General features: G+C 64.2%; 16 protein-coding genes. 10 read left to right on the forward strand and 6 right to left on the reverse strand.

Annotation, left to right across the window (positions count from 1 at the left end; translation table 11 throughout):
- Nucleotides 1-30: 30 nt before the first annotated feature.
- Nucleotides 31-549, reverse strand: coding sequence for a metallopeptidase family protein (locus OOZ51_RS07435; protein ID WP_265978627.1), 519 nt, complete (start codon nucleotides 547-549; stop codon nucleotides 31-33).
- A 97-nt stretch (nucleotides 550-646) separates the two neighbouring features.
- Here OOZ51_RS07435 and OOZ51_RS07440 point away from each other — a divergent pair, with 97 nt between their 5' ends.
- From OOZ51_RS07440 to OOZ51_RS07455, 4 genes are all read left to right on the forward strand, one after another.
- Nucleotides 647-1,021 carry a DUF3499 domain-containing protein gene (locus OOZ51_RS07440; RefSeq protein WP_265978629.1) on the forward strand — a complete coding sequence of 125 codons (375 nt, stop codon included), beginning with the start codon at nucleotides 647-649 and terminating at the stop codon, nucleotides 1,019-1,021.
- A 155-nt stretch (nucleotides 1,022-1,176) separates the two neighbouring features.
- A complete protein-coding gene (locus OOZ51_RS07445) occupies nucleotides 1,177-1,401 on the forward strand; it encodes a Trm112 family protein (protein ID WP_265978630.1) in 225 nt (74 codons plus the stop codon).
- A 42-nt stretch (nucleotides 1,402-1,443) separates the two neighbouring features.
- Nucleotides 1,444-2,925 (forward strand): adenosylhomocysteinase, encoded by a 1,482-nt coding sequence (gene ahcY, locus OOZ51_RS07450; RefSeq protein WP_265978632.1) that lies wholly within the window; start codon nucleotides 1,444-1,446, stop codon nucleotides 2,923-2,925.
- Between the two features lie 283 nt (nucleotides 2,926-3,208).
- Nucleotides 3,209-4,405 carry a L,D-transpeptidase gene (locus tag OOZ51_RS07455; RefSeq protein WP_265978721.1) on the forward strand — a complete coding sequence of 399 codons (1,197 nt, stop codon included), beginning with the start codon at nucleotides 3,209-3,211 and terminating at the stop codon, nucleotides 4,403-4,405.
- 34 nt (nucleotides 4,406-4,439) lie between these two features.
- Here OOZ51_RS07455 and OOZ51_RS07460 read toward each other — a convergent pair whose 3' ends face one another.
- Nucleotides 4,440-5,240 carry an RDD family protein gene (locus OOZ51_RS07460; protein ID WP_265978633.1) on the reverse strand — a complete coding sequence of 267 codons (801 nt, stop codon included), beginning with the start codon at nucleotides 5,238-5,240 and terminating at the stop codon, nucleotides 4,440-4,442.
- Between the two features lie 182 nt (nucleotides 5,241-5,422).
- Between OOZ51_RS07460 and OOZ51_RS07465 the strand changes: the two genes are divergently transcribed.
- Together OOZ51_RS07465 and OOZ51_RS07470 are read left to right on the forward strand one after the other, a co-directional pair.
- A complete protein-coding gene (locus tag OOZ51_RS07465) occupies nucleotides 5,423-6,415 on the forward strand; it encodes a stage II sporulation protein M (RefSeq protein ID WP_265978634.1) in 993 nt (330 codons plus the stop codon).
- A gap of 146 nt (nucleotides 6,416-6,561) precedes the next feature.
- The gene (locus tag OOZ51_RS07470; RefSeq protein ID WP_265978635.1) at nucleotides 6,562-7,668 is read left to right on the forward strand and encodes a TIGR01906 family membrane protein; all 1,107 of its coding nucleotides are present in this window, start codon (nucleotides 6,562-6,564) and stop codon (nucleotides 7,666-7,668) included.
- 3 nt (nucleotides 7,669-7,671) lie between these two features.
- Here the strand turns inward: OOZ51_RS07470 and OOZ51_RS07475 are convergent, their stop codons facing one another.
- Nucleotides 7,672-9,318 carry a dolichyl-phosphate-mannose--protein mannosyltransferase gene (locus tag OOZ51_RS07475; RefSeq protein ID WP_265978636.1) on the reverse strand — a complete coding sequence of 549 codons (1,647 nt, stop codon included), beginning with the start codon at nucleotides 9,316-9,318 and terminating at the stop codon, nucleotides 7,672-7,674.
- 194 nt (nucleotides 9,319-9,512) lie between these two features.
- Between OOZ51_RS07475 and rsmI the strand changes: the two genes are divergently transcribed.
- Together rsmI and OOZ51_RS07485 are read left to right on the forward strand one after the other, a co-directional pair.
- Complete coding sequence (rsmI, locus tag OOZ51_RS07480) at nucleotides 9,513-10,400, forward strand: 16S rRNA (cytidine(1402)-2'-O)-methyltransferase (RefSeq protein WP_265978722.1); 888 nt, start codon at nucleotides 9,513-9,515, stop codon at nucleotides 10,398-10,400.
- Between the two features lie 187 nt (nucleotides 10,401-10,587).
- On the forward strand, nucleotides 10,588-12,069 hold the full coding sequence (locus OOZ51_RS07485) for an NAD-dependent succinate-semialdehyde dehydrogenase (protein ID WP_265978637.1): 1,482 nt from the start codon (nucleotides 10,588-10,590) through the stop codon (nucleotides 12,067-12,069).
- A gap of 82 nt (nucleotides 12,070-12,151) precedes the next feature.
- Here OOZ51_RS07485 and OOZ51_RS07490 read toward each other — a convergent pair whose 3' ends face one another.
- From OOZ51_RS07490 to OOZ51_RS07500, 3 genes are all read right to left on the reverse strand, one after another.
- Nucleotides 12,152-14,578, reverse strand: a complete 2,427-nt coding sequence (locus tag OOZ51_RS07490) for a DUF3488 and transglutaminase-like domain-containing protein (RefSeq protein ID WP_323054703.1) — start codon at nucleotides 14,576-14,578, stop codon at nucleotides 12,152-12,154.
- A 140-nt stretch (nucleotides 14,579-14,718) separates the two neighbouring features.
- Nucleotides 14,719-16,137, reverse strand: a complete 1,419-nt coding sequence (locus tag OOZ51_RS07495; protein WP_265978640.1) for a DUF58 domain-containing protein — start codon at nucleotides 16,135-16,137, stop codon at nucleotides 14,719-14,721.
- A gap of 23 nt (nucleotides 16,138-16,160) precedes the next feature.
- A complete protein-coding gene (locus tag OOZ51_RS07500; RefSeq protein WP_265978641.1) occupies nucleotides 16,161-17,237 on the reverse strand; it encodes an AAA family ATPase in 1,077 nt (358 codons plus the stop codon).
- Nucleotides 17,238-17,423: 186 nt separating this feature from the next.
- On the opposite strand from OOZ51_RS07500, the gene OOZ51_RS07505 reads away from it, so the two are divergent.
- Complete coding sequence (locus tag OOZ51_RS07505) at nucleotides 17,424-18,308, forward strand: TatD family hydrolase (protein WP_265978642.1); 885 nt, start codon at nucleotides 17,424-17,426, stop codon at nucleotides 18,306-18,308.
- 267 nt (nucleotides 18,309-18,575) lie between these two features.
- Nucleotides 18,576-19,727, forward strand: coding sequence for a resuscitation-promoting factor (locus OOZ51_RS07510; protein ID WP_265978643.1), 1,152 nt, complete (start codon nucleotides 18,576-18,578; stop codon nucleotides 19,725-19,727).
- The last annotated feature ends 8 nt before the right edge of the window (nucleotides 19,728-19,735 follow it).

A 19,735-nucleotide genomic window follows, 5' to 3' on the forward strand; every position in this document is an offset into this window, starting at 1 on the left:
TTACCGGGTAGAGCCCTGCCGGGCCGCGGCTTACTGGTAACGACGGCGGTAGACAGGGTCCAGGGTCTCCGGCGGGACGCCGAGCATCTCGGCGGTGTATTCGACGACGACGTCGTGCACCAGGTCCTGGAGGTCCTCGCGGCCACCGGTGGTGTGCTCTACGACGCGCCGATAGATGGTGATGACGGGTCCTGCTCCGTGGGCTGCCGGGGCGTATGAGCCCAACGGTGCCGGTGTGCCTTGGGCTACCAGTTCCTCGAGGTTTGGTGGGATCTCGTCAACGGCGAACGAGACGCCGTCGAGCCGTTTTCCCCACATATCCTGCAGCCGTTCGGCGGAATCCAGCACGAGGTCGTCGAACCTTTCCGCACGCGTCCGGTAGCCGGGAACGTTGGGAAGCATGATTTCCCCGCGCAACCCGCGCCCGTGGCGGTTTCTGCGGCGCTGCCTGAAGCCGCGTACGGACGTGCCCGCCGTCGTCGTTTCCTGGCTGTCCTCGGTATCAGACAAATGGACTGTGAAGCCCGGAACGTGGTGCTGTGACTGCATATATCGACTTTAGACCCGTGCCTACTCCAACGCGACATAATGCCCTCTCAGGGGCAATGCACCGCGCCGCGGCGAAGTGCGGCTAATCTGGGATGTTGTGGGTGCAATTCGTCAGTGTTCCAGATCAGCTTGCCGCCAATCCGCGGTGGCCACTTTGACGTACGTCTACGCCGAATCGACGGCGGTGCTGGGTCCTCTGGCTACGTATGCCGAGCCCCATTCCTACGATCTGTGCGCGCAGCATGCGGAATCGCTGACGGTACCGAGGGGCTGGGAAGTCATGCGGCTCGCCATGCCGTCCTCGCCGCCGCAGCCCGGGCCGGACGATCTCCTCGCCCTGGCCAATGCCGTGCGCGAAGCGGCCTCGGCCCCGGCGCCGGAACAGCGCACTGCCCGCGCCCCCTTTGATGGACCGGCCCCTGCCGAGGGAACCGCAAGGCGCCACCTGCGCATCCTGCGCGATCCCTCCTGAACTCCTTCGCGTCCAGCACGAACCGCGCGCTGTCTGACCCCGTGTGTCGCTGCTCCCTTTGTGACAAGGTTCCCGGTGCCGCCGGGTTGTACTCTGGAAGCTGCATATCAGTCCAAAGCGGCGCCTGTGATGGTGCCATCCAGGGAGCTTCAACCATGCCAAAGGTCAGTCCTGAATTGTTGTCCATCCTGCGTTGCCCGGTCACCGGGTCCCCGTTGGAGCAGGACGGCGAGGAACTTGTCTCGACGGCGGCGGCCGCCTCGGGTGAAAAGATCCGCTACGCCATCCAGGACGGAATCCCCTTGCTGCTGCCTCCGGAGCTGCTGGCCGCCGCCAACGCCGCTGCCTCGGACCAGCACGACGGACCCCGCCACGCCTGAGCCCCAACTGACTTCAACCATTCGGTACTTCTAAGGACTTCCATGACTTTCGACTACAAGGTTGCCGACATCTCCCTGGCCGAAGCCGGGCGCCACCAGATCCGCTTGGCCGAGCACGAAATGCCAGGCCTCATGTCGTTGCGCGCCGAGTTCGGTCCGAGCCAGCCGCTCAAGGGAGCCCGCATTGCCGGTTCCCTGCACATGACCGTGCAGACCGCGGTTCTCATCGAGACACTGACCGCCCTAGGCGCCGAGGTCCGCTGGGCCTCCTGCAACATCTTCTCCACGCAGGACGAGGCCGCTGCCGCCGTAGTGGTCGGCAAGGGGACGGTCGGGGATCCTCGAGGCGTTCCTGTGTTCGCCTGGAAAGGCGAGACCCTCGAGGAATACTGGTGGACCGCCGAGCAGATCCTCAGCTGGCCCGGCGCGGATTCGAACCCGGAGTTTGGCCCCAACATGATCCTCGACGACGGCGGCGACGCCACGATGCTGGTCCACAAGGGCGTTGAGTTCGAAGCCGCAGGTGTGGTGCCCGCCGCGACGGATGACGATCCCGAAGAGTACGCACTCGTCCTCGATGTGCTGCGCAAGAGCCTCGCAGCCGACCCGAAGAAGTGGACCCGCATTGCTGCCGGCATCCGTGGCGTGAGCGAGGAAACCACTACGGGAGTGCACCGCCTCTACCAGCTCGCCGAACAGGGCAAGCTCCTGTTCCCGGCCATCAATGTCAACGACTCCGTGACGAAGAGCAAATTCGACAACAAGTACGGCATCCGCCACTCGCTGCCGGACGGCATCAACCGTGCCACGGATGTCCTCATGGGCGGCAAGGTCGCCGTCGTCTGCGGCTACGGTGACGTCGGCAAAGGCGCCGCCGAGGCACTCCGGGGCCAGGGCTCACGGGTCATTGTGACCGAGATCGATCCCATCTGCGCACTCCAGGCAGCCATGGACGGCTACCAGGTGGCCAAACTTGAATCGGTGCTGGAACAGGGCGATATCTTCATCACCACCACGGGCAACAAAGACGTCATCATGGCCTCCGACATGCTCCGCATGAAGAACAAAGCGATCGTGGGCAACATCGGCCACTTCGACAACGAGATCGACATGGCCGGATTGGCAAAGCTTCCGGGCGTCCAGAAGGTCGAAATCAAGCCGCAGGTCCACGAATGGGTGTTCCCCGCAGCGGATGGCCGAAATGAGCGATCGATCATTGTGCTTTCCGAAGGCCGGCTCCTGAACCTTGGCAACGCGACCGGTCACCCGTCGTTCGTCATGAGCAACTCCTTCGCCAACCAGACGATCGCCCAGATCGAGCTGTGGACCAAGAAGGACCAGCCCGAAGGCGAGCGTGAATACTCGAACGAGGTTTACGTGCTGCCGAAGATCCTCGACGAGAAGGTCGCTCGCCTCCACTTGGATGCTTTGGGTGTGGAATTGACCGAACTCAGCAAGGAACAGGCTGAATACCTGGATCTCGACGTTGCCGGGCCGTACAAGCCCGAACACTACCGGTACTGAGAACACGGGCTGGGAGCGCGCTGACCGGCGAGCTCCCAGCCAATATCAAGCCACGCCCCTTAGGATGCGGCTGTGGGGCGTGAGTTTTTTTGGGGGCGCGAGTTTTTTGGAGAAATCAAACATGGGTCATAATCCTGACGGCGGGCACGCGGACGCTTCTGAGCGCTGGGACGCCTTCGAGCATGCTGACGCCTTCGATCACCCGGACGCCGCGGAGCCCGTGGACAATGGCACTGCCGAGCACTTGGACACTGCGCAGACGAAGCGAAGCAGGTTCCGGAAGATGGCCTGGATCGTGGTTGTCTGCCTCGTTGCCGCCCTCAGCGGCACTTTCGCTGCCGTGGCGCCGCATGCGGCCAGCGCGGCGATCGAGTCCGAAGGATCATCCGGTGAACGCAGCGAGGCGGGTGCCGTACTGCCCGTCGTAAAGCCCGCCACGGTGGTCGCATCACCTGCGAGCGGGGCCAAACAGGTAAACCCCGCCGCCCCCGTCACAATCGCCGTCAAGGACGGAACCCTGGACAGGGTCTCTTTGACGAGCACCAAGGGAAAGACCATTGAGGGCGGGTTGACCCCGGATGGCCTCAGCTGGACGGCCACCACGCCCCTCGAATTCAACACTTCATACACTTTCAACTACACCGTGGCGGATTCGGCTGGCCGCGCCACGTCGAAAACCCAGTCCTTCGCGACGGTTTCCACCCAGAACGAGGCCGACGCCGCGATGTACCCCCTGGAGGGGTCCAAGGTAGGCGTGGCGCAGCCGCTTCAGATCACTTTCAGTGAACCCGTGGTCAACAAAGCTGCTGTCGAGAAGGCCATCACGGTCACGTCCACATCAGGCCAAGCCGGGGCCTTCCACTGGTTCAGCGACACGATGGTGCGCTACCGCCCGGAGAACTTCTGGGCAGCGAACAGCACCGTGACAGTGGATCTCAAACTGTTCGGGGTGGACTTCGGCAACGGCCAGATCGGCAACTTCAACAAGACGAACTCCTTCAAAATCGGAGACAAGAAGGTTGCCATAGCTGACGCGGTGGCCCACACCTTCACGGTCAGCGTCAACGATCAGCAGGTTGGCGAATGGCCGGACACCATGGGCGACACCAGGTTCCCTTCCGCACGCGGCTACCTGGTGCTCATGGAAAAGTACCGGGTGGAGCACATGGATGCCTCCACCATCGGTCTCAAGCCAGGGGATCCTGCCTACTACGGACAGCTTGACGTCAACTACGCCACGCGTCTGACGCCCAGCGGGGAGTTCATCCATCAGGCCACGGACTCGGCTATGCCTTACATTGGCGTCACAAACCTCTCGCACGGCTGCATCGGATTGGGACCTGACGGTGCGAAATGGGTGTTCGACAACATGACAACCGGAGACGTCGTCCAAGTGGTCAACACCGAGGGCGATTACGCCAACTTCGACGACGGCTTTGGCGATTGGAACATCCCCTGGGCGCAGTACGCGAAGCGCTAACCGCCGTCGCAAGCGTACGACGCCGGTTGCCCGCCTAGCGCGTGAACGGGAGCCTGTTGAGTCGCGCTCCGACCGTGGCGCTGCGATGCTCTGCGCGGCGCAATCGTTCGAGGTCCCGGTTCCGCCGTTCGCACAGCACAGCATGCAAATAGTCTTCCGGCGTCGTTCCAGGCGGCGGCGGCGGAGCAACGTGGGCTGCCAGTTCGGTGGAGAGGGCTCCAGCCAGCCTGGTGCGTGATTCCGGGGCCATCCGGGACGCTTGCTGGATGAACTGTGAGGCACGCCGCGCCGTGCCGTCCGGCACCCTGCCGATGTCAGCGATTCCCACCCAAGCCTGCAAGTGTGGCGGAGTGTAGGGGAGGATCTTCCGTTCAGCGGGAACGCGCTGCCTGAGGGAATAGCTTCCCGCCACGACATCTCCGAGCCTCTTCGACTTGTCGTTGAACAGGGCCACGGCGATGGCCAGTCCGCCGAAGGTTGCGTAGATCTCCAGGAAGCCGATCAACCCGCGGATCAGCGCATGCCGGAAGCGGATGGAGCCGCCGTCGTCGCGCACGATCCTAAGTCCGGTAGCCAGCTTTCCCAGCGAGCGGCCACGGCTCAGCGTTTCCACAGCCACCGGGACGACCACAAGGCACAGCACCACGCTGGACAGGACCATAGCGCGGCCGGCGGCTTCGTCGATTCCCGGTGCCGCTACGCTCAGCAGAATCAGCAATCCTAAAAGCAGCAGGACATGCACCAGGACATCGAGCATGAGCCCGAGGGCCCTTGCCCCGAATGATGCCGGCCGCAGTTCGAGGACCACGGCCTCGCCAGTAATGATCGAACTCAAGCCATCCCCCGAAAACTGCCACTCACTCCCACGATGTGGGCGGGACCGGTCGGCTCCCGCTGGGTCGAGTCTAGCCGTGGAGACGGATGTGCAGCAGGGGTTGCTGGGGACGGCAGCACTGCTCTGGCACTGTGCTGGGACTGTTGCCACTGTGTTGGGACTGTTGGCACTAGGGTAGTGCCGTGGACATGGACGCCTTCTCCGCCGTGAACGGGACCAAATGGTCCCGCTTGCACGAGCTCGCGCACAAACGACGCCTTGACGGCAGCGAAGCCGATGAGCTGTTGCGGTTGTACCAAGTGGTGTCATCACACCTGTCCCTCATCCGATCCGTGGCCCCGGAGAGCGCGCTGTCCGCTTCCTTGTCGGCGACCCTGGCCCAGGCCCGCACCCGATTCACCGGGGCGAGGTCGAATTTCATGGAAGACCTCGCGCGCTTTTTCGTTGTGTCCTTACCGGCTGCGTTGTACCGCTTGCGCTGGCTGACGGTGTGGTGCGGGGCCTTCTTTTGCCTTGTAGCCGCGGCGTACACGATGTGGATCGGGACGTCGCCGGACGCGTTGAGAGCACTGGGAAGCAGCAGCGCCGTCAAGCAATACGTCGACCAAGATTTTGTTGGCTATTACTCCGAGAACCCCGCTGCGTCCTTCGCAGGAGCTGTCTGGACAAACAATGCCTGGATCGCGGCTCAGTCCGTAGCTTTGGGCATCACCGGCTTCTGGGTGCCATACATGCTGTTCTCGAACGCACAGGGCGTGGGGATCGCAGCTGGCGTTTTTGCCGCCACCGGCAAGATGGACGTGTTTTTCAGCTACATCCTTCCGCACGGCCTGATGGAGCTGACCGCCGTTTTCATTGCGTCCGCGGGTGGTCTCCGCATTTTCTGGGCCATGGTTTCGCCCGGCCCCCGCCGCAGGATGCAGGCCGTGGCAGACGAGGGCCGCTCACTGATCACAGTGGCTCTGGGCCTGGTGATCGTCCTGTTGCTTTCCGGACTCGTTGAGGCCTTCGTGACCCCCAGCCCGCTCCCGGTATGGGCAAAGATACTGATTGGTTCGCTCGTTCTCGCGGCATACTGGGTCTATGCCCTCGTGCTGGGCGGACGGGCGTTCCATGCCGGCGCCACAGGTGACCTGGATAGCAACGACGCCGGATACCGGGAGATAGCCGCTTAACAGCACGTGGGTCCGGTCGCAATCCGGCGTCCGCCGGGGTGGCTCCCCGTCGCTCCGCGAGGGCGGACTGTAGGCTCGAAGACAGAGAAGATTGCCAGCGGACCGTTCCCGCACCGGCATGTGAATCCTACGGAAGTGAAATTGAAGTGACCGAGAAGAGCCCGATCCCCAAAGACCCGGACGCGAATATCCATGACGACGGCGATGAGCCGGCCTTCGATTGGATGAAGCCCGCCCCCAAGTCGGCGGCCCCGGAAACGCGCACGGCAATGGCTGCTGACGGAGGCCAGGACTCCACGAAGTCGGTGCCCGAGGGCAAGCCGGCAGTTGAATCCGCGCCCGGACAGCCCGAGAGCCGGGCTGACCGCAAGGCCGCCGAGGCGGCCGAAGCCGGGCCGGAACCGGCGCTCTTCGCAGAGCCCCTGCCGACGTCGGCCCTTCAGGTCCGCCCCCCGGAATCCGAGGTGGAACGCCGCAACCATGAGCGCGAGCAGGCTGCCAACGCCAAACCCGTGGCTCCGCGCATTTTCCAGGTCCTGCTGGCCGTCTTCTACCCGGTGGTCCTCCTGGTGCTGGCAATCCGCGCCGTGGCCAGCCCGTTGTTTTTGTGGGTGGAGTACTACCGGCCAGGGTTCCCGGGCGACGGCTACGGCTTCAATGCCGATGACCGGATAACCTACGGTTCCTATGCCGTGGACTACCTCAGCAACTGGTCCGGTCCGCGCTACTTGGGCGAGCTGGTCAACCGGAACGGCGAGAAGCTGTTCAAGGAGGGAGAAGTCTCCCACATGGCCGACGTCAAGACCGTGATACTCTCCGCATTCGGTGCGGGCGCACTCATGATCATCATTGGCATCATCGCCATGCTGTACCTGCGTAAGCGCAGCACCGGCGGAATCCGCCGCGGCCTGTTCGCCGGTTCGATCGTCACTCTTGTGCTCATTCTGGGGCTGGGCACGCTTGCCGCCCTTGGCTGGCAACAGTTCTTCACGGAGTTCCACCAGATCTTCTTCGCGAACGGCACCTGGACATTTTCGCTCGACGACACCTTGATCCGTTTGTTCCCTGGACAGTTCTGGATGGACGCCGGAATAGTGATCGGCGCTTTGGTCTTCGTCGTCGCCCTGCTGACGCTCATCTTCACCTGGCCTACCCGCCGTCGTCGCGGGCTGCCGGCCAAGGACGATGCGGCTGTGGAAGACCCTGCGGATGCGAAGGCGACCGCCTCCGGGGACGGCCCGCTCGAAAAGTAGTGGCTAGATCCAGGACGGCATCCACATACGCATGCGCCAGTCCTGGTAGCTGATCACTTCCGCCGTCCACACCGGGTAGAAGAACGCCGACAGCAGCACTGCAAGAACCACCACCAGCCCCACCACGTAGAGTCCCGAGCGACGGCGCCACGGGGGAGCGCTGCTCTTGCCCAGGGCAAGCCCCAATCCGTAGACGAGAGCCAAGACCAGGAAGGGCTCGAAGGAGAGGGCGTAAAAGTAGAACATCGTGCGGTCCGGATACATGAACCACGGCAGATACCCTGCGGCGACCCCTGCCAGGATGGCTCCGGCCCGCCAGTCGCGCCGTCCGGCCCACCAGAAAAGCACCACGAAGAGGGCAATCGTCGCACCCCACCAGACCACGGGATTGCCCACGGACAGGATTGCCGAGGTGCAGCTCGAGAGGTCGCAACCGGACGTTCCCTGTTTGGGCGACTCGTAGTAGAACGACGTGGGCCGCCCCATGACCAGCCAGCTCCACGGACTCGATTGATAAGGGTGGGGTGAGCTGAGGCCTTGATGGAAGTTGTAGGCCTCCAGGTGGTAGTAAGCAAGTGAGCGCAACGGTCCGGGAATCCATCCCCAGGTGTCGGAAGGATTCGTTTCGGCCCATTGCCGGTAGTAGGCGTCCTTGGAAAGGAACCAGCCGGTCCACGTGGACAAGTACACGGCTCCGGCCACCGGAATCATGGTGAAGAACGCCGGCACGCCGTCTTTGATGATCGCGGAGCTGGGCCAACTTCGAATGCCCGCGATGCGCCGAGCGCTCATGTCCCAGAAGACCGTCATCAGGCCGAAACCGGCCACGAAGAACAGTGCCGACCATTTCGTGCCGACCGCCAGGCCGAGGCAAACGCCGGCCGCCAATCGCCACCATCGAAATCCAAGCCACGGCCCTGAGGCGAGTTGCGATGGCGTTGGCCGGCCGTCCTTCGACGTGCCCGCAAGCGCGGCGAGCCGTGCCGCTAGGCGGCGCCGGCCGTCGTCGCGGTCCATCAGCAGGGCACCAAAAGCCGCGAGCAGCCAAAACATCAGGAAGATGTCCAGCAGGGAAGTGCGCGACATGACCAGGTGGTGGCCGTCGACGGCGAGCAGCAGCCCCGCGACCGCGCCCAGGATGTGGGAACGGAACAGCTTCAGGGCGATCAAGGCGATCAGGAAAATGGAGAGAGTTCCCGTCAGGGCTGCGGAGAATCGCCAGCCGAAGGAATTGTCCGAACCGAAGATCCACATCCCGAAGGCGATCATCCACTTTCCTACCGGGGGATGCACCACGTATTCGGGGGAGTTCAGCAGGATGTTGGGGTTGCCCGCGTTGAAGGCATCGTTGGCTTTATCCGGCCAGCTCCGCTCGTATCCGCTGACCAGGAAGGAGTAGGCGTCCTTGACATAGTAGGTCTCGTCGAACACGAGGCTATGCGGGGCATCGAGGCGGACAAAACGCAGGATCCCGCCGATTACGGCAGTGATGGTGGGGATCAACCAGAACCACAGTCTCAATGACGGCGGGTAGTCCCGCCAACTCTGGATGCTGCCAATGAGCCGCGTACGCAGGGCCTCTGCGCTGAACGCCTCGCGGGGCCGTGTCAACCAGGTTTGCGGGGCGGGGCGCACGGAGGTATCGATCACCCAGCCATGCTACCTTTTGGCACCGGTAGCTCCCTGAAGGCAGCATGGGGGTCGGTCGCGGTCCCCGGGAAGCCAATCCCACGCAGCCTGCGGGGCTCGTCCGTTGAAGGCGGAGATAGGCTAGACGGGTGACTGAACAGCTGAGCTCCCCGGATGAAGCCCTCGATCCTGCCTCCGCGGAGCCCTCGGAGTCCATGGACACCCCCGCGGAGCCCGTTGAACCACACGCCCTTCCTGCACTTCCCGACGGCGTGGGCCGGATCGTGCTGGCAGCCACTCCCATCGGCAACGTCGGCGATGCCTCCAGCCGGCTCATCGAATTGCTGCAGACCGCCGACATCGTCGCCGCAGAGGACACCCGACGCTTGCATCGGCTGGTCCAGTCGCTCGGTATTACTGTGTCCGGCCGCGTCATCAGCTACCACGAGCACAACGAGGCCGCCAAGACCGAGGAACTGCTGGACTACGTCAGGGCGGGCAAGACCATCATCATGGTGAGCGACGCCGGGATGCCCGCAGTGTCCGACCCCGGCTTCCGCCTCGTGGAGGGAGCGGTTGCGGCCGGGCTCTTCGTCACCGCCTTTCCGGGACCGTCCGCCGTCTTGACGGCGCTGGCGCTTTCGGGATTGCCCACGGATCGGTTCTGCTTTGAAGGCTTCCTGCCGCGCAAAGCCGGCGAACGCAGTTCCCGCCTTGCAGACCTTGGCAATGAACGCCGGACGATGGTGTTCTTCGAGGCACCGCACCGGCTTGAGCCAATGCTCCGCGCCCTCCACGAGCGGTTCGGCTCGGACCGTCGCATCGCCGTGTGCCGCGAATTGACCAAGACCTATGAGGAAGTCATCAGGGGAACCGTCCGGGAACTGCTCGAATGGGCTGAAAACAACGAGGTTCGCGGCGAGATTGCCGTAGTGGTGGCAGGCGCACCCGAACAGGCGCCGGGCAAGCCTGAAGACCACGTGGCCTCGGTCAACGAACTCATGGCCAAGGGCGTCAGGCTCAAGGAAGCGGTGGCTGCCGTGGCCGAAGAGGCCCGCATCAGCAAGCGTGAGTTGTACTCTGCTGTGCTCGCGGCGCGTTAGGGCGGTGCTCGCCGTGCGCTAGCTTGCGCTTCGAGGCGGGGCTGTGCAACTGCACAAACCGGTGCTCCTGCGGCAGTGCGCGAAGGCGTAGACACTGCTTCCCGGCGGGCAGTACCGTGACAGTAATTCCACAAAATCAAGTGTTGGTGCATTCCTACAACGTGCACCAACTGACGAAGGAGTCACTGTGACTGTTACCGCCGATCGCGAAAGCGAACTTCTCGCGTCCGTTCCCACCGGGCTGCTCATCAACGGCCAGTGGCTGCCTGCGGCATCCGGCAAGACGTTCGACGTCGAGGATCCCGCCACGGGCAAGGTGCTCATGAGCATCTCCGACGCCGGAGCAGAGGACGGCGCCGCCGCACTGGACGCTGCCGCCGCCGCGCAGGCCTCCTGGGCGCGTACTGCTCCGCGCGAACGTGGCGAAATCCTGCGCCGCGCCTTCGAGCTGGTCACGGCACGGGCCGAGGACTTCGCTCTGCTCATGACCTTGGAAATGGGAAAGCCCCTGGCCGAAGCCCGTGGTGAAGTAGCCTACGGCGCCGAGTTCCTCCGCTGGTTCTCCGAGGAAGCTGTCCGCATCAGCGGACGCTACTCTGCAGCCCCGGACGGCAAGAACCGCATTCTGGTCCAGAAGAAGCCGGTTGGCCCCTGCCTGCTGATTACTCCCTGGAACTTCCCCCTGGCCATGGCTACCCGCAAGATAGCCCCCGCCGTCGCGGCCGGCTGCACGATGGTACTCAAGCCCGCCAACCTGACCCCGCTGACCAGCCTGCTCTTCGCCCAGGTCATGCAGGAAGCCGGCCTCCCCGCAGGCGTGCTCAACGTCATCCAGACCTCCACGGCAGGCGCAGTCACCGGGCCCCTCATCAAGGACGACCGCCTGCGCAAGATCTCCTTCACCGGTTCCACCGCCGTCGGACAGGCCCTCATGCGCGAAGCCGCCGACAAGGTCCTGCGCAGCTCCATGGAACTCGGCGGCAACGCACCGTTCGTGGTCTTCGAGGACGCCGACCTGGACAAGGCCGTCGAAGGCGCCGTGGCAGCCAAGATGCGCAACATGGGCGAGGCCTGCACGGCCGCCAACCGGTTCATCGTGCACGACTCCATCGCCGATTCCTTCGCCGACAAATTCGCCGCCAAGATCGCCGCACTCAACACAGCGCGTGGCACCGAGCCGGACTCCACTGTTGGCCCGCTGATCGACGGCAAGGCCCGCAACGGGGTCCACGCCCTGGTGTCCGACGCCGTTGCCAACGGCGCAATCGCCGTCACCGGCGGCGCCCCGGTGGACGGCCCCGGCTACTTCTACCAGCCCACCGTGCTCAAGAACGTCTCCGCGGACGCCCGCATCCTGAAGGAAGAAATCTTCGGACCGGTGGCCCCGATCATCACCTTCAAGAGCGAAGACGAAGCCATCAAGCTGGCCAACAACACCGAATACGGCCTGGTCGCCTACGTCTACACCCGGGACCTCAACCGGGGCCTGCGCGTCAGTGAAAAGATCGAGACCGGCATGCTCGGCCTCAACGCCGGCGTCATTTCCAACGCAGCGGCGCCCTTCGGTGGCGTCAAGCAGTCCGGCCTCGGCCGTGAAGGCGGCTTTGAAGGCATCGAGGAATACCTCACCACGCAGTACGTCGGCATCGCAGATCCGTACGCCGACTAGCAAAGCGTTTCTCGCCCAACTGGCTCGCAGTAGTTGTCGTTTAGCGGCCTGTATACGACAACAACTGCCAGTCAGTTGGGTCTCAACGCCGCCATCGGATGGAGCCGAAGAGGCTTTGCCAGGATGCCGCCAGCCGGCGTGCTGCCGCCACTGAAATGCCACCCAGCCAGCGGAACGGCGTCCACACGAGTTGGAACCACCGGGACATCAAGGACGGCGGGAACCAGTCCGCGCGGAAGGTTGCGAACCACCTAGCATTGCGCCGCAATCCGGAACGGACGGCGGCGATCCTGCCCGCTGCCGTCGCGTTTGCTTGCTCCGATGCGCCATCCGCCGCGGGATCCGTCGGGGGACCGTAACGCTGCCGTTCGAAGTCGACGGTGAGCAATGCAACCGCCTGCTGCCCGGCGTCGTCGGCGGCTCCCGACGGCGAAGCGGCCGGCGCTCCAAGTGCAGCTGAGTTGCGTAATCGCCCCGCGAAGTGCCGTGGCGTTTCGCTGGGCACGGGTGGCACGCCGTAGTCGGTGGCGAGGTCCCGAAGCTCGGCCCACGCCAGGACTGGACCGTCCCGGGGTGGGGCCGGCGCGGTGCCGCCTCCGGAACCGGTCCGCCTGGCCCGTGGCGGCTTCAGGCGCCGCGCCCTGATGCCGGAACGGACCAGCCGCGGGGAGGCAAACAACACCGCCAGGAGGAGTGCCCCGGCGACGACGTACAGTGCCGTTCCAAAGCCGGCGGACGTCCCCGCTCCACCGCCGGGCCCCGCAAGCGGAGGGACCGCCGAAGTGCTCGGCTGGGGGGTCACGGACCCCGGGGTCAGGTTTTCGTCGTGCAGGTTGGTGCTCGGGCCGCCCGCCGACGCCGGGTCGGCCGCATAGGGTGGGACCACACCGCGTGAAGGGGTCGGTTCAAAGGCGACCCAACCCGCTCCTTCGAAATAGAGTTCAGGCCAGGCATGGGCGTCACGGGCATCCACCTCGAACTCCGGCAGGGGTTCCTGCCCTGCGACGGCAACGGTAACACCGGTGGAGTGGCCCGGCGCGTAGCCCACGGCGATGCGGCTCGGGATTCCGGACAGCCTCGCCATGACGGCCATGGCCGACGCGAAGTGGACGCAGTAGCCGCTCTTCTGTTCGAGGAAATCCGCCAGCACGGACAAGCCGTTGCCGTCATAGCCGCCCTGGACCGGAGCCTGCAGGGAGTAGCTGAACTGCGGCGAGCGTAGATAGCTCTGGATCGCCATCGCCTTGGCATAGTTGCCATTGGCGCCCGCAGTAACGGTCTTGGCCGTGTTCTTCACAATGTCCGGAACGTTGTTTGGCACCTGGATGAAATCCTGCGAGATGGACGTGGGCCGGGCATTGTCCTGGCTTAACGTCGCGGAGGTCAGGGCTGGCAGCGCCGAATATACGGTGTATTGCTGGTTCCTCGTGTTGGTATCCTCGGCGCGAATGCTGAGGGTCTCGGGATCCCAGGACCACCGTCCGCTCAGCCCGTTCACGGCCGTTGGAGCATAGGGAACCGGCAGGTAGGGGCTGGTGAACTGCCCGGTATCGATCACTGTCAGTTGGCGCACCAAATCGGAGGGGAGCGGATAGTCCGGCGCCACGCGGCCGGGTCCGACGCGCCGGGAAGCTTCCCGGTCGTCCGGCGCCCAGGTATCGCCGTCGAACTTGTCAATGGTGACTGAACGCAAGTAGACGGTGGCAGTGGAACTCGTGGCGTAGGTGATGCGGCCGTCGCCCGTGGGATTCCGCAGGCTGTTGCCGAGCGTGATCATCGGGTTCAGGCCGTTGGAGACGCCCCAGGGGTTCAGGCGCGAGCCCACCGGAAACGTTCCGCGCTCGAAGCCTGGAATCGCCAAGGGCAGCAGCAGCCCGAGAACCAGGGCCACGGCACCGATCACCGCCGATCGTTTGAGCTGCCCCGTGCCGCGGGGGTTGTCTGTCTGTAGCCGCGAATCCGGCTCGAACCACTGGCTGCACCCCAGGATCAGGATGAAACCGACGGCAGCGGCAAGGAACCCGAGCAGCCCTGCGCCTTGCGGCTTGATGGTGGCCGGGAAAACGAGGACGGCCAGAAGACCCAAACCGCTGGTGGCAGGCATCCCGAGTGGAACCGCCAACGCATCGGTGAGGACAACCACCAGGCCCAGGCTCGCGCACGCGACAAACACGATTCCGGCGTTCGGGGCCACGGGAGCAGTCTCCGAAACGACAGTTTCGCCCGCGCGTTTCAGGAGCTTGCCGAACTGGACATACGTCTCACGGGAGGGGACGAAGCCCGCGATGCTCTGTTGCCGGAAAAAGGTGAAGGTCAGGATGAACGCCAAGGAGACGAGCCCGCCCAAAGTGATGAGCAGCGCATGCGCCCTTAATGCACGGAGGACAGCCAGCGTCATTGCGACGGTACACACAGTGGTGATCGCAGGAACCAACCAAGCCCAGCCCCTGAAGACACCATTGAGCGAGAGCGATGTCCCGAGTACGGCGATGGCGACGGCCGCGGACATTGCCCAAGGGTAGGCTCCCGGCCCCGGCTTTCGGGCGGGGGGTACCTTCCCCGGACCGAGGGAGAAAGCTCCTCCCTCGCCGGTGCTCGTCGACGCCGGACGCGGGGTCCGTCCTGGAGTCTCGTGCCGGGAGGTGGTTGTCATCGCGGCACCGCCGCTCCGCGCCGGACGTCCATCGCTGCGGCAGCGGCCGCGAGAATCTCTCCTTGATCGAAACCTGCCCATGCGGCGGGAAGATCAGTTCTCGAGCTGATGGCGACGGCCCGCCAGCCGCCCAGCTTCAAGGCTTCGATGATCGGCTGGGCGTGGCGGGGATGGTCCGTGACCACAAGCGCGAAGGCATTGGCTCCGTAGCCGGCGGCGGGCGCCAACGCACGGGCTTCAGTGAGCGGCATATTGCCGAGCAAAGCGAGAAGGGGGCCACGCAGGCGGTGTGCCGCCAGCTTGTCCATCAGGTGGTCGTCGAAGGGCGCCTCGACACCGTCAACGACGCCGGCGGCCTCTTTGCGGCGCTCGCCATGGACATGCCGTGCGCCGGTGAGCTGAATTGCGGCAAGGCTCTCGGCAATGGATTGCAGGCCGCCCAAGCCGCTGAATTCCTCGGTTTCGGGATCCGGGGCCGAGTGGGAACTACGGAACGCCGGATTCCCGGCGGCGTCGAGGAACCTCAGCGAGTAGTTCCGATCGGCAAGGTGGGCGCTGATCGACATGGCCGCCGTCACGACCCACTCGAAGTTGTCGCTGCTAACCAGTTCAAAGGCGTCTTCGTGGGCCGGACCGAAGGTGGCCCCCGAACCCGAAACAAAGGCGGAATAGCGCTGGTCCATGATGATGGTCGCCTCGGGCGTTGTAACGGACTCTTCCTGCCGCACCATGAGTTCCCCGTGCCGCGCGGTCGCCGCCCAGTGGACACGCCGCATCGGGTCGCCGTGACGGTATTCGCGGGTCATGACGTCGTCGTCGCTGGGATTCGCGCGGATCCGGGTGGCGGTCACGCCGTCGTTTCCGCGCGCGCCCGCGAGGCCCGTGGCGGGGAGCTCGACGGCGGCAGGCGTCACGGTGAGGATGTCGCCGTCGTCGATCGCGTGCCGGTGCAGCGACAACCCGAAGGGATCGCAGAACTCGGCGGTGACCGGACCGATCCTGAACTGGCCGCGCTTGCCCGAGCGCAAATGGTATTCGTACCTGCTAGTGCCGCCGGAAGCGGCACGGGCGGGAAACCGAAAGGCCGGAGGTTCGCCGAAACGCGGCGGCAATTGTTCCTCCATGATCACCGGGCCCGTGGCTGCGCCGGTCCGTGCCACGGCCAGCCGCACCGTTGCCGTGGAAGATGTTTCAACGGAAGACGGATTGAATTCGCGGAACACCTGAAAGCGCGGCTTGAGGATGCGAACCCCGGCAAGGGATACCAGCGGCAGCACTATCAGCAGGATGCCGAGGGCCAGCAGGTCGCGCCTGCCCATGATTTGGGCCAGGAGCAGGGCGCCAACCCCGCTGGCCAGCAGCCCCCAGCCACGGGTGGTGAACAGATGCTTGGGAAGTAGATCCATCAGTGCCATGTGTGCCCCCTCCGGACATCCGCCTAGCTGCCGCGGCGTTCCGCGCCAGCGTCCTGGCTTACGGGGAGCGAGGCCAGGATCGCCCGGATGATGCTATGCGGAGTGTCACCGGAACTCGCGGCCTTGCGGTCAAGGATGATGCGGTGCGCCAACACCGATTCGGCAACGGAAATGACGTCGTCCGGAAGGACGAAATCCCGTCCGTCAAGGGCGGCAGTCGCCTTGGCCGCCCGCAGTAGTTGCAGCAGGGACCGCGGGCTGGCTCCGAGACGCAATCGCGCGCTGTCTCTTGTGGCCCGCCCCAAGGCAACGGTGTATTCCTTGACGGCTTGGGAGACGAAGACCTGCTGCACCGTCGCGATCATAGCGGCGACATCCGAGGACGTGACCACGGGGGTGACTTTCGCGAGGGGTGAGACCGCTTGGTGCGTCTCGAGCATCTCGATCTCGGAAAGCTTGTCCGGGTAGCCCATGGAGATTCGAGCCATGAAGCGGTCCCGTTGGGCCTCCGGAAGCGGATACGTGCCTTCCATCTCGATGGGGTTCTGCGTCGCAACGACCATGAACGGCTCGCCCAACTGGTAGGAATGACCGTCCACCGTCACCTGGTGTTCTTCCATGCATTCGAGCAGGGCGGACTGGGTCTTTGCCGAGGCCCGATTGATTTCGTCCCCGATCACGATGTTGGCGAACACCGCGCCCATCCGGAACTCGAACTGCCGTGATGACTGGTTGTAGATGGAGACGCCCGTGACATCCGAAGGAAGAAGGTCCGGGGTGAACTGGATCCGGCTGACTTTGCAATCGATGGTGCGTGCGAGGGTCTTGGCGAGCAGGGTCTTGCCGACGCCCGGCACGTCCTCCACGAGCAGGTGGCCCTGGGCGAGGAGCACGGTCAGGGCGAGTTTGGCGGCTTCGGCTTTGCCGTCGATGACTTTGTTGATTGCCGCCAGGATCTTCTCGCTCGCAGCGTGGAATTGCGCGGGATCCATGACCGGCAGCTTGTGACCGTTGAGGGTTTCGCGTTCGGGCGGCAAGGCGACAACAGCCTCGTCCCGCAGCAATGGCTCATCAACGGTACCGTGTCGCTTTGAATCCATGGACAACCCCTCAGCCATGACAGAACCCCTGCCGGGCCGCGGTGCCCTGGCCGGGATATACCGCCTTTTGTACCAGACTACCCAGCCTAGGCCCGCCGCAGACAGAGGGACGTTCTGGAGGACGGGATAGAGGAAGGACCAGGGCAGGGTCGGGAGGGGTCCAGGAAGGAAAGATAGGGTGGGAGGATGTGTAATTCCCTCCCACCGGCCCCCTACCGCGCGCCCGAATCCGGCGACTCCCGCAAGGAATACCCGCCGGCTCCCGAGCCGTTGCCGGTCCCGGTGATGGACAACCACACGCATCTCGACTTCCGGCACGGCCTGCTGGAAGTAGCCGTCGCGGATGCTTTGGACGCCGCCGAATCCGTGGGCGTCCAGGGGGCCGTGCAAGTGGGCTGCGACCTCGAGTCATCGCGGTTCACGGTCCAAGCGCTGGACGCGGACCGGCGCCTTCTCGGGGCAGTCGCCATCCACCCCAACGACGCTCCTGTCTACGCCGGCCGCGGAGAGTTGGAATCAGCGCTCGCCGAGATCGAAGAACTGGCGGCCCATCCGAGGGTCCGCGCGATCGGCGAAACCGGTCTTGATTTCTTCCGCACCCACGGCGACGGCCTGGTGCACCAGCGCCACTCTTTCCGCCGCCACATCGACATCGCGAAGAGGCTCGATCTCACCCTCCAGATCCACGACCGCGACGCCCATGACGACGTCGTCCAGGTCCTCCGGGAAGAGGGAGCCCCGGAGCGGGTGGTGTTCCATTGCTTCTCGGGTGATGCGGAACTGGCGCGGATCTGCAACAAGAACGGCTGGTACATGTCCTTTGCCGGCACCATGACCTTCAAGAACGCGGCAAATCTAAGGGACGCGCTCACCATCGCAGATCCGGAACTCGTGCTCGTGGAAACCGACTCCCCGTTCCTGACGCCGCATCCCCACCGGGGGCGCCCCAACGCGAGCTACATGGTGCCCTACACCGTCCGTTCCATGGCTGAAGTTACCGGAACCGAGCTCTCCGCGTTATGTTCCCAACTGGCCCAAAATACCGTGGCAACCTACGGATCGTGGGACTGAGCTGCAATTGTCCTGTATACCCGGTATGTAAAATTCTTGGTCACTTTATAACGCTTCGGTTACAGTGGGTAACCAGTAGCCGGGGTCGGGGAAGGCCTTCGGACAACTTACTCCGTTCGCAATTGGTGTTTCAGTTGAATTGAGTGTGGCGGCGCACAACTCCGCTGCAGTCCTCCTGCATGGCTTCGGCCTGCACTCAGGGGCCGCGGCAGGAGGCCCCTGTGCGCTTTTCCCCGTGCCCGGATGGTCCAAAAGTTACGGGCAAACATGGTTAAGTTCTTCACCACGGGCGGTAAGTTCAGTTTCGTCAAAGTCGGTGCGCAGCTGCTGGTGCTTTCGGCACTGGTGCTCGGTGTGGTTGCTTTCACAGGCAGCAACAAGTCAGTCACCCTCAACGTCGACGGCAAAGTGAGTTCCGTCCAGACCTTCGGCAACACAGTTGACCAAGTGGTCAAGGCAGCCAAGGTCGATCTGAAGGCTGAAGACCGGGTTTCCCCGGCTTTGGACTCCTCGGTGCAGAACGGTTCCATCATCAACGTCAACCTGGCCAAGGCCGTCACCGTCAGCCTTGACGGCGCACAGCGGACGGTCAACACCACGGCGCCCAATGTCGAGGGTCTCGTTTCCGAACTCGGCGTCGCGAGCGCTTCGGCTGTCTCACAGCCCAAAGACACCCAGCTGGCAGTTTCCGGATCGTTCGTCTCGATCATGACCCCTAAGGCGATCAGCCTGATCGTGGATGGCCAAAGCTCCGCAAAGACCACGACGGCGGCTGACGTCGGCACCGTCCTCAGCGATGCCGGCGTCGTGCTCGGCCCGAACGACCGTGTTTCGCAGCCTAACTCGGCCCCCGTTGTCCAGAACATGGTGGTCAAGGTTTCCCGTGTGGACACCAGCAAGACCGCCACTGAGACGGAAAACGTTCCCTTCGATACCGTCACCGCGCAAGACCCGGCCCAGTTCTCGGACCAGAAAACCGTGACCCAGGAAGGCGTCCTCGGGCTGCTCAGCAAGAAGTTCAAGCTCGTCCTGGTGGATGGTCGTGAAGCGTCCCGGACCCTGATCTCCTCGGATGTCAACGTCAACCCTGTTTCCGCGAAGGTGACCGTCGGAACCAAGGAGCGCCCCAAGCCTGCTGCCGCCGCGGCAGTTGCCTCCGGACCTACTGGCGCACCGAACGAGGCCATGTGGGACAAGGTTGCCCAGTGTGAGTCCGGTGGAAACTGGGCCATCAACACGGGCAACGGCTACTACGGCGGCCTTCAGTTCGACATCCAGACCTGGATCGGCTCCGGCGGTGGCGCCTACGCTCCCAACGCAGCCGCCGCCAGCAAGGCCCAGCAGATCGATATCGCCAACCGTGTCTACGCACAGCGCGGCCTCGGACCGTGGGGCTGTGGCTGGGCAGCTTCCCGCTAAGCATCGAT

Origin of the sequence: Arthrobacter rhizophilus (assembly GCF_026241105.1) — a bacterium.
GTDB lineage: Bacteria > Actinomycetota > Actinomycetes > Actinomycetales > Micrococcaceae > Arthrobacter.

What these genes read in the sequence shown, in the direction of transcription:
- OOZ51_RS07435 (WP_265978627.1), bottom strand. Translation starts at nt 549, where the DNA reads ATGCAGTCACAGCACCACGTTCCGGGCTTCACAGTCCATTTGTCTGAT.
- OOZ51_RS07445 (WP_265978630.1), top strand. Translation starts at nt 1,177, where the DNA reads ATGCCAAAGGTCAGTCCTGAATTGTTGTCCATCCTGCGTTGCCCGGTC.
- ahcY (WP_265978632.1), top strand. Translation starts at nt 1,444, where the DNA reads ATGACTTTCGACTACAAGGTTGCCGACATCTCCCTGGCCGAAGCCGGG.
- OOZ51_RS07455 (WP_265978721.1), top strand. Translation starts at nt 3,209, where the DNA reads ATGGCCTGGATCGTGGTTGTCTGCCTCGTTGCCGCCCTCAGCGGCACT.
- rsmI (WP_265978722.1), top strand. Translation starts at nt 9,513, where the DNA reads ATGGACACCCCCGCGGAGCCCGTTGAACCACACGCCCTTCCTGCACTT.
- OOZ51_RS07490 (WP_323054703.1), bottom strand. Translation starts at nt 14,578, where the DNA reads ATGTCCGCGGCCGTCGCCATCGCCGTACTCGGGACATCGCTCTCGCTC.
- OOZ51_RS07495 (WP_265978640.1), bottom strand. Translation starts at nt 16,137, where the DNA reads ATGGCACTGATGGATCTACTTCCCAAGCATCTGTTCACCACCCGTGGC.
- OOZ51_RS07500 (WP_265978641.1), bottom strand. Translation starts at nt 17,237, where the DNA reads ATGGATTCAAAGCGACACGGTACCGTTGATGAGCCATTGCTGCGGGAC.
- OOZ51_RS07505 (WP_265978642.1), top strand. Translation starts at nt 17,424, where the DNA reads ATGTGTAATTCCCTCCCACCGGCCCCCTACCGCGCGCCCGAATCCGGC.
- OOZ51_RS07510 (WP_265978643.1), top strand. Translation starts at nt 18,576, where the DNA reads ATGGTTAAGTTCTTCACCACGGGCGGTAAGTTCAGTTTCGTCAAAGTC.